We start from the raw sequence: 12,835 nt of genomic DNA on the forward strand, positions 1-12,835 counted from the left end.
CGCCCTAACCGGGCCAACCTGGGAGCGTACACCATGCGATTTTCGATCCTCCTGCCAATCCTGCTCACCGCGGCGCTTTCCGCCCACCCCTGCTCCATGTTCACCCTCGTCCGCGACGGCGCCGTGCTGTTCGCCAACAACGAGGACTACATCAAGCCGGGCTACGTCTGGGTTGCGCCGGCCGGGGAGGGCCGCCTTGCCCGCCTCAACTTCGGATTTAAGGACCGTTTCGCGCAGGGCGGCATGAACGAAAGAGGGCTCGCCTTCGACGCCGCGACCGTTCCGGAACTTCCCTGGACGGCCGACCCCGCCCGGGAGAACACCGACAATCTCCTCGAACACATCATGAACACCTGCGCCACGGTGGCCGAGGCGGAGGCCATGTTTCGCGCCTATAACTGCAAGCATCTTTCCGGGGGCCAGTTCATGTTTGCCGACGCCACCGGGGATTCCATGGTCGTGAGCTGGCTGCCGGGAACCGGGCTGAACATCACCCGCCGCACGGGGGATTTCCAGCTCATCACCAACACGCGCATCGCCGCATCCGGCTATCGCTGCGAGCGCTACGTCCTCGCGGAGCGGGTGCTCCGGGGCGACGCGGGGGACGCGATCGGCCTGGCTGCGAAGGCGCTGGACACCATCCACCAGCGCGGCCCCGGCGCGTACACGAGCTATTCCGTGATCTACGACCTCCAGGCCCGCCGCGCGCACGTGTTCAACTTGGCCAACTTTGAGGAGATGGTCACGCTCGAACTGCCCGAGCTGATCGCCGGGGGCAAGTACGACCGCCCGCTGAAACGCCTGTTCAAAAACAGTCCCCGCCTACGCGATTTGACCGGCGCCCCGCCGCGCACTTACGACACCCGCATCGAACTCTCCGACGATGCGCTCGATCGATACACAGGCCGCTACAGCGTGGAAAAGGGCGCCGCCACCGTCACCATCCGCCGGTCTGGGAAGGAGCTTGTGCTCGAAGCGCCCGGAGGAAACCCGGCCCACCTCTTCCCCGAGGGATTCGGCCGCTTCCGGATCCGCGAAGGCGGCCAAATGACCTTTCTCGCAAAGGGCGAGGGACCCGTCCGCGGCTTCACCCTGCACCGCAACGGCGATCACCCGGGTGTCAGGCTGGCGGAGGATTGAATAAAACGCATCGGATTTTGTAGGGAGTGGAAAACCGGCGGCTTTGTGATGGCGTGCACAAGGCGCTGCGTAGAACTTTCTCGACACCCTTGGTATGGCAGAGACTTCAATGGGAGGCAAGGACATGCGTTTACACGTAGGATCGGTTCCAGAGCCCACGGACTTCGTGCCGAACCCTCCCTGGCGCGCGATGCGCGAGCCTTCAGTCTGGATTATGCAGCTGATCGCGACTCCAATTGGAATCGTGACATCGGCGGTGCTTGCGACACTCTGGTTTCTGATCGGGGACTTCGAAGGCGCGATCATGCCGCCTACGATATCTGGATTCCTTCTCTCCTTTGCCGCCATCACACTTGTCCACGAGTTGATTCATGCCGCCACGCATCCAGGCCAGGGCCTCACCTCCCGTTCATTGCTGGGTGTGTGGCCCTCCAAACTGCTGTTCTACGCGCATTATGATGGCGAGCTGACGCGAAACCGTTTCATCGCGATTCTGCTCATGCCCTTCCTGTGTATGAGCCTGGCCCCGTTGCTTTTTTCCGTGGCTATTGGCGCCGTTCCAGGCTGGGTAGTCTACGTTTCGGTGTTTAATGCGTTGCTCGCATGTGGCGATTTGTTCGGAGCGACCATGGTTCTTCTTCAGGTGTCACCGGGGGCCAGCGTGCATAATCACGGCTATTGGACGTACTGGAAACTAACCGGGGAGGAGACGTGCATTGTGGCTGCCGAGGACAGCGATGGGAATAGAGAAGTAACTCCTCGGAATGCCTCGGCAGAGGAAGTGGAACTTCAAGAGGAATGAATATCCAGGCGTGACGTTCGAGCAAGCTTTCCAGGTGTTGCGGACGCGTCATCCGCTCACAACGAAAGCGCCATCCGCCGGTGATCGGGCACGCGCCCGGCGGCGTTGGCGAGGCGCGAGGGGATATCCCGCACCACCTGGTAGCCCAGGCGCGCGTAGAGTGCTTCCGCCCGGGGGTTCTCCGCCGAGACGTCCAGCACGCATTCCGACGCGCCCCGCGCACGCGCCTCTTCGTGCAGGTGCTCGAAGAGCATCCGGCCGAGCCCGCGGCCGCGCAGGTCCGGCGCAATGGCCACGTTGCCGATGTAGTATTCGTCCGGGCGCGACGGCGGCACGATGATCCGCTCAATGCGGAGCCCGCGCGCGATGACCCGGGCGCCGGCGAGGAGGCCGTTGCAGTGCACGATCTGCCGCACGGCATGCCACGCGAAACCCCGCGCGTCGGCCCCCGTGTAGCCCGATGCCGTCCCCGCGACCTGGCCGTCCACCTCCACCACGCGGAACCAGCGCCACGAAAACTCCCCTGCGCCGCGCGAGAACGCGTACTCGATGAAACCCCGCGCGGGCGTCCTGGCGCGGTGCGAAAACACGTACTCGAAGGCCTCCGGGCCCGAGCTGTAGATCAGCGGCGCGGCCGCGGCGGCGTCTTCCGCGCGCGCCGGGCGTATTGCGGCGTTCACGGCGCGCTGTCTCCGCCGTCCTTCGGGCGGGTCTTTCCCTCCAGCAGCGCGCGCGCCGATCGCCGCTTCAACTGGTCCAGCCCGGACGACGCCAGCACCGCCCCGCCCACGATCGTCCCGCCAATGGGGAAGGGCAGCCCCACCACGATGCCGGCGACCAGGCCCTTCATCAGCGCGGCGCCCGCGCGATCCTTCGCTACGATCCGCTGGATGAGCCCCGTGCCCAGCCCGCCAATCAGGAAGCCCAGCACCACCGAAAGCGCCAGGGCCGCGCCGCCCGTCGCCGCCGTGCCCCCGAAAAGCAGCCAGTCCAGCCCGAGAATAAACGCGCCCGCCGCCGGGTGAAGAAACGACCGAATGGCTTCAGGTTCCCGCTCTGGTGCATCCATCCAACAACCTCCCGCGCGCACAACCCCGCGCGCCCGTCGTGTGACTATCATACCCATGGGCGGAGCGCCGCGCATCCTTTCCCGCCTGCGCGAAGGACGCAGGAAGGGGCCGGTGAGGCAAATACGGTGGGCTGGATTCTTACGTCCATATGCCGCCGGGGTGGCGGGGGCGTGTCAGCCCCCTGGCTGGCGTCCTTTTCGACAGGGCCGGTGCGGGGCAATTCCATTTCAATCCGAGCATGGCGATTGGCACGTATACGAAGTACTAATCGCGATTGCCCTGTCCGCCGGCGTGATTTTTCCCCCGCGCGCACTGCAATGCCCCATCCCCATCTATAGGGGAACATGAACCATCCCCGGTGGAGGCAGGGCATGACGGTTTTTCGGTTGGGCGCGGCGGGCGCGGGGGTACGGGCATTGCAGGCGCGGCTGCGGGACGCGGGGTTTTGTCCGGGGCCGGTGGATGGGGTGTATGGGGCGCGGACGGCGTCGGCGGTGCGGGCGTTTCAGGGGGTGCGCGGGCTGGCGGTGGATGGCGTCGCGGGACCGTTGACGCTGGCGGCGCTCGGCCTGGCGCCGGGGGTGGAGGCTGGCGGGCGCAGCGCGGCGGCGCAGGCGTATCCGGCGGTGCGGGCGGCGGCCGCGCGGATGTTTCCGGCGGCGTCGGCGCCGGGGATCGCGCGGCATCTGCCGGTGGTGCTCGATGCGCTGGCGGCGGCGGGGCTGGACGACGCGCCGATGGTGTTGATGGCGCTGGCGACGATCCGCGCGGAGACGGAGTCGTTCCAGCCAGTGAGCGAGCGGGTGTCGAAGTACAACACGACGCCCGGCGGGCATCCGTTTGATCGCTATGACGATCGCGCGGACCTGGGCAACCGGGGCTATCCGGACGGCGCGCGTTTTCGCGGGCGGGGCTTTGTCCAGCTGACGGGCCGGGACAATTACACGCGCCACAGCCGCGCGTTGTACGGCGATGATCGGCTCGTGGCGGCGCCGGATCGCGCGAATGATCCGGAGGTGGCGGCGCGGCTGCTGGCGCGCTTCCTCAAGGAGCGGGAGGGGGCGATCCGGAAGGCGCTGGATGCGGGCGATCTGCGCGCGGCGCGGCGGCTCGTGAATGGCGGGACGCACGGGCTGGAGCGCTTCACCGACGCGTACCGGATTGGGGCGCGGGCGCTCGGGCTGCAAGAGTAGGATAGCCGTCCCGGCTGTCCAAGGTAGGATAGCCGTCCCAGCTCTCCAGAGTAGGATAGCCGTTCCGGCTGTCCAAAAACAGGCGGGACGCCTGTTCCACATTCCTTTTTGGGTTATTGTGGTGGTGGAGGGGACAACCGTGTGAAATGGGAAATCGCAGACAGGAACGCGTCCCTGTGGGGACAGGCGGGACGCCTATCCTACATTGGCCCGTCCTACTTTCCCAGGGCCTCGATCATCTTCCTCCGGCTGAAGGGCTTGACGTCGCGGACGATAGCCTGGCGCATGGCCTGGCCGGGTTCGCTTTGCTGCGGGTAGGAGAGGAACTCGAGGTCGAGGCCAAGCCGTTCGGCGAGTTCCAGCGCGAGCACGGGCCACACGACGCCGATATCGCCGATGATCGGGATGCTGCCCTCGTGCCGGGCGAAACCGGACATTTCCATGCGGAAGGGCACCTTGAACAGCTTCGTTTTCGGCTGGCCATCGGCGATGGCCCGTTGCACCGCGCTGTCCCCGCGTTCGGCCTGGTACACCGTCTCCAGGGCGGGATCCAGGTCCATGCGGACGAGCGTCTTGCCCTCCAGCGCATAGTGGAAGCGGCCCTGCCACGCCGACCACAGCCCGTGGCCCGTGTAGCATTCATAGGGGCCGTCGTGCACCTCCTGCGTCAGCGCCACCGCCGATTCGATGATCACGTCGGCGCTGTCCAGCAACCGCGCCAGGCGCGCCGCGCGCTCGGTGATGCTGATGCTGTCGCCGATGCACAGGCCCGTGGCGCCGCCGCCGATCAACTGCGGGATCGTGACGACGACCGGCAGGCCCAGCCGCGCGCCGCGCCCGATCATCGTGCGTTCATCCGCGCCGAGGCCGGCGATTTCCTCGAAGGACTTCCCGTGGATGCGCGCGAGCGTGCAGATTTCTTCCGAGACCTTCTCCAGCCACAGCCCCATCGGGTAGCCCAGGTTCCCGGCCGCCTTGATGATCGTCTTTCCCTCCGCCGCCGCCAGCCGCGCCATCAGATCGCGGTCCAGCGGCATGTGCTCCGCCAGTTCCGCCTCCACCTCCGGGTCCATCTGGGAAAGCTCGAAATCCCCGCCGCGCGGCAGAATCGACGGGTCCAGCCCGAGCGCGACGCCATTGCAGCGTTTTACCTGGTCCAGCGTCCCGCCCAGCTCGTGCGCCACCACCGCCGAGCTCGTGGACACCCCGTCCACCACGCCCAGCCGCATGAGTTCCGACACCAGCGTGGTGACGCCCTCGTGTATGTTCGGCCCGCTCCCGGTGACGACGGCCACCTTGCCGCCGCGCTCTTTCGCCGCGACGATCTGGTCCGCGGCCGCGCGCGTGCGCTCCAGGGCCAGCGGGTCCAGCTGCCCGCGCAGAAATTCGAGGCTCTCGGGCGCGATAGACATGGGGGGTACTCCTCAGCGCGATTCGCGTTCGCGCAACATCGCTTCGGCGCGCGCCAGGTCTTCCGGCGTGTCCACGCTGAAGCCGCTGAAATCCCGGTCGGGACATTCCGTCACCGGCACGCGTATCCGCACGCCGTTTTCCAGCCAACGCAGTTGCTCCAGCGATTCGACCGACTCCAGCATCGAGACCGGCAGCTTCGCCAGCCGCAGCAGGGTCACGCGCCGGTAGGCATACAGCCCCACGTGCTCGTACACCGCGTGGTCCACGTCCTGGCGCGGGTAGGGGATGAGCGACCGCGAGAAATACAGCGCGTCGCCATCGTGGTTCGCGACCACCTTGACCACCGCCGGCTCCTGGAGATCCGCTTCCCGCGTGATGGGGTAGCGCAGCGTGGCCACCTCCAGCGACGGATCCGCCAGCAGCGGCGCCACCACCTCGTCGATCATGTTCGCGTCGAAAAAGGGCTGGTCCCCCTGAATATTGACCACGATCTCCGCGTCGAGGGTCTCCGCGATTTCCGCCAGGCGATCCGTCCCGCTCGGGTGGTCCTCCCGTGTCATCTGCGCGCGGCCTCCGAAGCCGGCCACCGCCTCCGCGATGCGCGCGTCGTCGGTCGCCACAATGAGGTCATCCAGCGACATGGCGTTCGCGCAACGCTCGTACACGTGCTGGATCATGGTCTTGTTGCCGATGGTGCGCAGGGGCTTGCCGGGAAGCCGGGTGGAGCCGTAGCGCGCCGGAATGATACCCACCACGCGGGCAGTCGCCATAGGTCAATTCTCCAGGGACAGGGTCGAATAAATAGGATTAATTGGACGTCAAAAATGAGTTTATAACGTTTTTCTTGTAATTGCAAGCAAAAAGTGTTACTTTTTTTACATGCAAGCCCCCGTCTCCCAGAGCGAGTCCCAGGCCCAGCGCCTCGCCCGCCGGATTCACGACGACATCGTCGCCGCCGGCCTGAGCGCGGGCGAATTCTTCATGACGGGGGATCAGGTGGAGCAGCGTTACGCCGTTTCCCGGAGCGTGGCGCGCGAGGCCTTGAGCCAGCTCCGCACGCTGGGCATTCTCGAAGGGCGCCAGCGCAAGGGCCTGATCGTCAGCCGTCCGGACCCGGTCCACCTGATGTCGCGGTGGGTGCCGCTGTATGTGCGCGATGGCTGCGAGGGCGAATTCCAGCAGCTCGCCCAGCTGCGCTATGTGCTGGAGGTGGGCGCGGTGGATCTTGCCGCGCGCAACGCCACCGACGCCCAGCGCGCGCGGCTTTCGGAACTTGCGGCGGACTTCGAAGCACTCGCGTCGGAAACCGGCCACACCCCGGCCACGGACGACATTGATCTGGCTTTTCACCGCCTGATTCTGGACATGACCGCCAATCCGCTCATCGCCGGGATGCACAAGGTCCTGTCGGACTACTTCGCCGAATCAGTTGAAGTGGGCCCGAATCCCAAAGAGGACGCCGCCATGTCGATCCGGGAGCACCACCTCATCGCCGACGCCTTCCGGCGCGCTGATGCGACGCTCGCGGCTTCGCTGTTGCGGTCCCACCTCGAACGAACGTTGATGGAATAGGGCGCAGGCCCGAGAACGAAACGGAGACACCCGCATGCGCCAGCTTCCCTGGATCGATATCGCCATCCTCGTGATCTACGTCGGGACCGTTGTGGGCGTGGGGTCGTTTTTCGTCCGCAGCAGCAAGACGGTCAAGCAGTTCACGGCGGCCGGCGGCAATGTGCCGGGGTGGGCCGTCGGCCTTTCGCTCTTCGGCACCTTCCTCTCCAGCATGACCTTTCTCGGGGTGACCGGCAAGGCCTACGGCGGCACCTGGAATCCCTTCGTGTTCAGCCTCACGCTCCCGATCGCCGCCTTTGTCGCCGCGAAGTACTTCATCCCCTTCTATCGCGCCACCGGCGAGATCTCCGCGTACACCCACCTCGAGGCGCGCTTCGGCAACTGGGCCCGCACCTACGCCATGCTCTGCTACGCGCTCAACCAGGTCGCCCGCATCGGCGCCATCCTCCTCGGCGTGGCCCTCGTGCTGCACACGCTCATCGGCTGGGACATCGCCACCACCATCCTGGTTACCGGCGCACTCGTCACGATTTACACCATGCTCGGCGGGATCGAGGCCGTCGTCTGGACCGATGTCGTCCAGAGCATCGTGTTGCTCAGCGGCGCGGCGTTTGCCCTGATCGTGCTCCTCTTCGGGATGCCCGAAGGGCCCGGCCAGATCCTCGCCATCGCCAGCGAGCACGGCAAGATGAGCCTCGGGAGCTGGGGGGCCTCCATCGGCGAGTCCACCGTCTGGGTGGTGCTCGTCTACGGCATCGCCATCAACCTGAACAACTTCGGCATCGACCAGGATCAGGTCCAGCGCTACCACGTTGCGAAGTCTGAGCGCGAAGCCTCCCGCGCCGTGTGGACCATGGCCTTCCTCTACGTGCCCGCGTCGTTCATGTTCTTCCTCATCGGCACGTCCCTCTTCGCATACTACCAGGTCCATCCCGAGATGCTCGACCAGGTGCGGACGCAGGTCGCCGCGGCCAACCTCAAGCTGGACCTCGCCGCCGCAACCGCCGGCCAGCACGCCGCGATCCAGGCCGCCGCCGCCGCGCTCGGCCCCGCCGATATCGGCGACAAGGTCTTCCCGCACTTTATCGTGAACGGGCTCCCAACCGGCATCACCGGCCTCCTCATCGCCGCCCTCCTGGCCGCCGCCATGAGCAGCATCGACACCAGCCTCAACTGCTCCGCCACCGTCATGCTCAAGGACGTCTACGCCCGCTACGTCAACCGCAACGCCACCGAGAAGCAGTCCATGCGCGTGCTCCACGGCGTCACCCTGCTCTGGGGGATTATGGGCACCGGCGTCGCCCTGGCGCTCGTCCGCGTCACCAGCCTGCTCGACGCCTGGTGGGTTATCTCCGGCATCTTCGCCGGCGGCATGCTCGGCCTCTTCCTGCTCGGCTTCATCAGCCGGCGCGCCAACAACGCCGCCGCCGTGATTGGCGTCGTCGTGGGGCTGCTCGTCATCGTCTGGATGACGCTCCCCACCGCCAACCTATGGCCCGAGAGCCTCGCCGCCCTCCGCAGCCCCTTCCACGGAAACCTCGTCGCCGTCATCGGCACGCTCACCATCTTCCTCGTCGGCATCGCCGCCAGCCGGCTTCTGGCCGGTAAGGACGAGGCGTAGAGGCGGGGCGTCAGAGACCGCAAGGACACGGAAAACGTTTATAATGGGGTGCAGTTCTGATATTACCGCGCCCAGACAGTGGGGAAGTCAGAAAAGTCTCGATTTTTGGTAACACTTTAGCCGTATGAAGCACCCCCGGTGGGAGAGCATGTCTCGGTCAAGAGAGCGTGAATCGAAGGATCGCGGACATTCCTGTCTGCGGCAGGAGGTGCGCAAGACTTCATGTGATTGCTGCGCTTGTGTATAGACGCCGGTCACGATTGGATTCCGGTTTTGGGGACGCCGGGAATCTATTCCAGGCCAGCCATGCCCGTTGAAATCCGACGCAGGCGTTGCCGCAGGCAAGAATGCCCGCGATCCTTTAGCCGTGCTTCCTCGCGGAATTACCGGAGCGTTTGGAATTATACCTGCTCACTGCTTCATACGGCTAACGTATTACGATTTTTGATAACACTTTAGCCGTCTGAAGTAAGGCGTTCGCCGATACGAGATTCCTTTCGTACCCTGGATGTATTCGTCATTCCCGCGAAGGCGGGAATCCAGAGGTTTTGCGAGGTTAACGTTGCATGGTCTCTGGATCCCCACTTTCGTGGGGATGACGGTGCTCGATCACCGAGAGCCGCCACCGTTGGGTGCGACGAGGGCGACTACTTCAGACGGCTAAAGTGTTACGATTTTTGCAGTTCGCCGGAAACCCACTATGATACGGGCTTTCAGCCCTGGCCGAAATCGTCGTCACTCTTCCTGGGCCTGCGGCCCAGGCTGATATGATCGGGCGCCACCGGCGCTGAAGAAACGATATTCAGGGCCGAAGGCCTGTTTCAAACCAGCCTGGGCCATCGGCCCAGGCAAAGGGATCCAATAAGCTATGAGGGCTGAAGGCCCGATCCATAGCGCTCGTAATTTATCGGTAATATCAGAACTGCACCCTTACAATGGTAGACGTGGTGCTTTGCGGCGGAAGAGGACGGCGTACAATGACTGAATCCTATCAGACGAAACCCCAGAGTGCTTCTGTAATAGATACGAACAGCAAGCTCCTGCAAACCTGCGTCTTCGCCCGAAACCTGATACGCGCAATTGCCGGAATCGTGGCCCTGTTTGTTGCGGTGGCGGTTTGTGTCTTGCTGTATAGGTCCGCATCGGAGAATTTCGAGCCGAAGGCCGAGCACGTGCTCGCAACAGAATCATGGAAGCCATTCTTGCAGCGCAGTACACACTTCAGTGATGCCCTGCGGAATATGGATGATGGAAGTATCGTCTTGATTCTGCACCTCGATGCCAGCGACTGGGATGCATACCTGGACGCCGTTGCGGCGGATGCGCTGCCTGCCGGCTGGTCCAGAACGCCGGACACGGATGGACGCTGGGCGGAGCGTCCGTATCATATCCGTGCGCGCGCGCGGAAGCTGGTCAGGAAATACTCGGATACGGACGGCGCGGCCCGCGTGTACTTCACGCGTCAAATGGGCCCAGACGAACCGGACTGGTACGCCGGTGAAGTCGTGGAGCTGACCCGTCTGGAGAAGTCGGGCAATGTGATGTTTGTCTCGTTCTATCGATGAGGCGTGCGAATTAACCGGGCGCCCTGCGTCGGGCGCCGGCCTTGCACGCTGCCAACAAGGAAGTCGGTCATGAGAAGTGTTTCGATTGTAGGCCTCACCGCACTATTGTTTTCGAGCTTTCCTTCCGGCGCCCAGCCCGTGCCCGTTGGTCCGTTCGAGCAGGAATTTCATCGGTCCTATACCGCGGCGAACGGGCTGCCGTCCGACGATGTCCAACGTGTTGCGGTCGCGGAGGACGGCGCGGTGATCGTGCAGACCGCAGGCGGGTCCGCCCGCTGGGATGGCGCAGCGTGGGCGCCCCTCGATGCCAGCGCGGCGGGCACAGTTTTGTCCCTGGAAAAGCCGTTTCCCGACGGGGTTGCCGGGGTCGAAGCCGGCGAAATTTGGGGCGCCGCGGAGCGCGATGGCGAGCGGGTGGTGGCGGCGGAATTGGGGCTGTTCCATTCCCGTGGCGGCGCCTGGGCGATGCTACTGCCCCACGACGGCGCGCGACGCTGGGCCCCCATTGATGTGCGCGCGGTGGACTTCGATCACGAAGGCAATCTCTGGTTCGCCAGTCCGCAGGGTGTGGGTCGCCGGGACACGTCGGGCGCGTGGACGCTGTACACTGGCGCGGAGGGCCTGCCCTTCAATGATTTCACCTGCCTGGCGGCGGGCCCCGGCGGCGTCTGGTTTGGCACGACGAACGGCGCCGTGCTTTTCGACGGCGAAGGGCAGTGGCGTTTTCGCCAGGGCCGGCGCTGGCTGCAGGACAACCACGTGAACGACATTGCCGTGGCGCCCGATGGCGCCGTCTGGATCGCCACGCCGGGCGGGGTTTCGTGCATTGCGCGGAAGCCCATGACCCTGGCGGAGAAGGCGGCGCTTTTCGAGGCGGAAATCGACCGCTACCACCGCCGCACGGAATACGGCTACGTTGCCGACGCGCTGATGCCGGAACCCGGCGTGAAAGCGGGCGCGGAGGCCCAGCCAACCGACAACGACGGCCACTACACGGGCATCTATCTCGCTTCGGCGAGCCTGGGCTACGCCGCAACGGGGAACCCGGCGCTCAAGGAGAAAGCCCACCGCGCCTTCGAGGCCCTCGCCTTTCTCAGCGAAGTGACGCAGGGCGGCAGCCTTCCCGCGCCGCCGGGATTCATCGCGCGGTGCATCCGACCCACGAACGGGCCCGATCCCAACGAGGAATACTCCCACGAGTATGACCGGGTGCGCCTCGAAGGCGATACGCTCTGGAAGCAGATGCCGCGCCGCTGGCCCACGGACGCCTCGGGGAAATGGTACTGGCTGTGCGACTCCAGCTCCGACGAACTCGACGGACACTACTTCGGCTACGGCGCCTACTATGATCGCGTGTGTGAAACGGAAGCGGAGCGGGAGCGGGTGCGGGCCGTGGTGCGCCGCGTGACCGACCACCTCATCGACAACAACTACACCATGATCGATTACGACGGAAAACCCACGCGGTGGGGACACTTTTCGCCGGAATCCCTGAATCAGGACGGCAACTGGTGGTTCGAAAGCGGCCTGAACGCCCAGAGCATTCTCACCTACCTCCAGGTCGCCCACCACGTGACGGGCGACCCGAAGTACCGCGAGCACTACCTCAAACTCGCCTGGGAACACGGCTACGCCATGAAGACCGTCACCACGCCCAAGATCCAGTTTGGCCCCGGCTCCCTCGGCCAGGGCGATGACAACATGGCCTTCATGAACTATTACCACCTGATCCGCTACGAAACCGACTCGGAACTGCTCGCCATGTACCGCAATTCCATCTACTGGTACTGGAACATCGAAAAATACGAGCGCAGCCCCTATTTCAACTTCATCTACGCCGCCTGCAACGATGGCCATTTCCGCACGGACCAGTGGCGCAGCTTCGACCTGTCGCCCCCGGCCCGCTATATGGCCCTCGGCGTCGACACCCTCAAGCGCTACCCCATCGACCTCATCGACTGGCCCCTCTCCAACGCCCACCGCATCGACGTAACCCGCCTCGGCGACCACACGCAGGGCACGTTCACCAACCTGCACGAGGATCAGGGCCACGGCCTGGAAGGGCTGGTCTATCCCATCGACGAACAGCACTGCCTGCTCTGGGGCGAAGACCCGTGGCGCCTCAGCCATGCGGGCAACCCGCAACGCCTGCGCGACCCAACACCCTTCCTGATCGCCTACTACATGGGCCTCGCGCACGGGTTCATCGCGGAGTAGGGGAAGGACAGTTTGGTGGTCGCTCGGCGGGGTCGCGGTGGCTATCCCGCACGGGCAGTGGCGCGAAGTGGTCATTGAGATTGGTGGAGAAGAGGGCGCGAGCGTCACCGTGAAGCACCTCCGCGCCGGTGAAACGGAAGTCGACACCTTCGAGGCGGACACGACCCTCACCAACGCGAGCACGGACATCGGCTTCGGCGTGGGCGAAAGGGCGGACTACCTCTTCGACGATGTCCGCTTCA

The 12,835-nt window shown here is 64.9% G+C and carries 12 protein-coding genes; 8 read left to right on the forward strand and 4 right to left on the reverse strand.

The window, feature by feature from the left end; genetic code table 11:
- The first annotated feature begins 33 nt into the window (after positions 1 to 33).
- Both KF886_17505 and KF886_17510 read left to right on the forward strand, forming a co-directional pair.
- Positions 34 to 1,140 (forward strand): hypothetical protein, encoded by a 1,107-nt coding sequence (locus KF886_17505; GenBank protein ID MBX3179155.1) that lies wholly within the window; start codon positions 34 to 36, stop codon positions 1,138 to 1,140.
- Between the two features lie 124 nt (positions 1,141 to 1,264).
- Positions 1,265 to 1,942 carry a DUF3267 domain-containing protein gene (locus KF886_17510; protein ID MBX3179156.1) on the forward strand — a complete coding sequence of 226 codons (678 nt, stop codon included), beginning with the start codon at positions 1,265 to 1,267 and terminating at the stop codon, positions 1,940 to 1,942.
- Between the two features lie 56 nt (positions 1,943 to 1,998).
- Here KF886_17510 and KF886_17515 read toward each other — a convergent pair whose 3' ends face one another.
- Positions 1,999 to 2,622 (reverse strand): GNAT family N-acetyltransferase, encoded by a 624-nt coding sequence (locus KF886_17515; GenBank protein MBX3179157.1) that lies wholly within the window; start codon positions 2,620 to 2,622, stop codon positions 1,999 to 2,001.
- Positions 2,619 to 3,011: a phosphoribosylaminoimidazole carboxylase gene (locus KF886_17520; GenBank protein MBX3179158.1), complete on the reverse strand. Its 393-nt coding sequence runs from the start codon at positions 3,009 to 3,011 to the stop codon at positions 2,619 to 2,621. The genes KF886_17515 and KF886_17520 overlap by 4 nt, the downstream gene beginning before the upstream one ends.
- Before the next feature lie 372 nt (positions 3,012 to 3,383).
- On the opposite strand from KF886_17520, the gene KF886_17525 reads away from it, so the two are divergent.
- Positions 3,384 to 4,205, forward strand: a complete 822-nt coding sequence (locus tag KF886_17525) for a peptidoglycan-binding protein (GenBank protein MBX3179159.1) — start codon at positions 3,384 to 3,386, stop codon at positions 4,203 to 4,205.
- A gap of 215 nt (positions 4,206 to 4,420) precedes the next feature.
- Here the strand turns inward: KF886_17525 and KF886_17530 are convergent, their stop codons facing one another.
- Positions 4,421 to 5,587, reverse strand: a complete 1,167-nt coding sequence (locus KF886_17530) for a hypothetical protein (protein ID MBX3179160.1) — start codon at positions 5,585 to 5,587, stop codon at positions 4,421 to 4,423.
- Positions 5,588 to 5,629: 42 nt separating this feature from the next.
- The gene (kdsB, locus tag KF886_17535; protein ID MBX3179161.1) at positions 5,630 to 6,388 is read right to left on the reverse strand and encodes a 3-deoxy-manno-octulosonate cytidylyltransferase; all 759 of its coding nucleotides are present in this window, start codon (positions 6,386 to 6,388) and stop codon (positions 5,630 to 5,632) included.
- A 109-nt stretch (positions 6,389 to 6,497) separates the two neighbouring features.
- Between kdsB and KF886_17540 the strand changes: the two genes are divergently transcribed.
- The 5 genes from KF886_17540 to KF886_17560 form a co-directional block, all read left to right on the forward strand.
- On the forward strand, positions 6,498 to 7,190 hold the full coding sequence (locus KF886_17540; protein MBX3179162.1) for a FadR family transcriptional regulator: 693 nt from the start codon (positions 6,498 to 6,500) through the stop codon (positions 7,188 to 7,190).
- A gap of 34 nt (positions 7,191 to 7,224) precedes the next feature.
- Positions 7,225 to 8,811 carry a sodium:solute symporter gene (locus KF886_17545; GenBank protein ID MBX3179163.1) on the forward strand — a complete coding sequence of 529 codons (1,587 nt, stop codon included), beginning with the start codon at positions 7,225 to 7,227 and terminating at the stop codon, positions 8,809 to 8,811.
- 977 nt (positions 8,812 to 9,788) lie between these two features.
- Positions 9,789 to 10,376: a hypothetical protein gene (locus KF886_17550; protein MBX3179164.1), complete on the forward strand. Its 588-nt coding sequence runs from the start codon at positions 9,789 to 9,791 to the stop codon at positions 10,374 to 10,376.
- Positions 10,377 to 10,445: 69 nt separating this feature from the next.
- Positions 10,446 to 12,593 carry a hypothetical protein gene (locus KF886_17555; protein ID MBX3179165.1) on the forward strand — a complete coding sequence of 716 codons (2,148 nt, stop codon included), beginning with the start codon at positions 10,446 to 10,448 and terminating at the stop codon, positions 12,591 to 12,593.
- A gap of 37 nt (positions 12,594 to 12,630) precedes the next feature.
- Positions 12,631 to 12,835: hypothetical protein (locus KF886_17560; protein MBX3179166.1), on the forward strand; the 205-nt coding region annotated here is incomplete at its 3' end.

The organism is Candidatus Hydrogenedentota bacterium, assembly GCA_019637335.1.
Lineage (GTDB): Bacteria > Hydrogenedentota > Hydrogenedentia > Hydrogenedentales > JAEUWI01 > JAEUWI01.

Coding starts and splice junctions, on each gene's coding strand:
- KF886_17505 (MBX3179155.1), top strand. CDS start 34: ATGCGATTTTCGATCCTCCTGCCAATCCTGCTCACCGCGGCGCTTTCC.
- KF886_17510 (MBX3179156.1), top strand. CDS start 1,265: ATGCGTTTACACGTAGGATCGGTTCCAGAGCCCACGGACTTCGTGCCG.
- KF886_17520 (MBX3179158.1), bottom strand. CDS start 3,011: ATGGATGCACCAGAGCGGGAACCTGAAGCCATTCGGTCGTTTCTTCAC.
- KF886_17525 (MBX3179159.1), top strand. CDS start 3,384: ATGACGGTTTTTCGGTTGGGCGCGGCGGGCGCGGGGGTACGGGCATTG.
- kdsB (MBX3179161.1), bottom strand. CDS start 6,388: ATGGCGACTGCCCGCGTGGTGGGTATCATTCCGGCGCGCTACGGCTCC.
- KF886_17540 (MBX3179162.1), top strand. CDS start 6,498: ATGCAAGCCCCCGTCTCCCAGAGCGAGTCCCAGGCCCAGCGCCTCGCC.
- KF886_17545 (MBX3179163.1), top strand. CDS start 7,225: ATGCGCCAGCTTCCCTGGATCGATATCGCCATCCTCGTGATCTACGTC.
- KF886_17550 (MBX3179164.1), top strand. CDS start 9,789: ATGACTGAATCCTATCAGACGAAACCCCAGAGTGCTTCTGTAATAGAT.
- KF886_17555 (MBX3179165.1), top strand. CDS start 10,446: ATGAGAAGTGTTTCGATTGTAGGCCTCACCGCACTATTGTTTTCGAGC.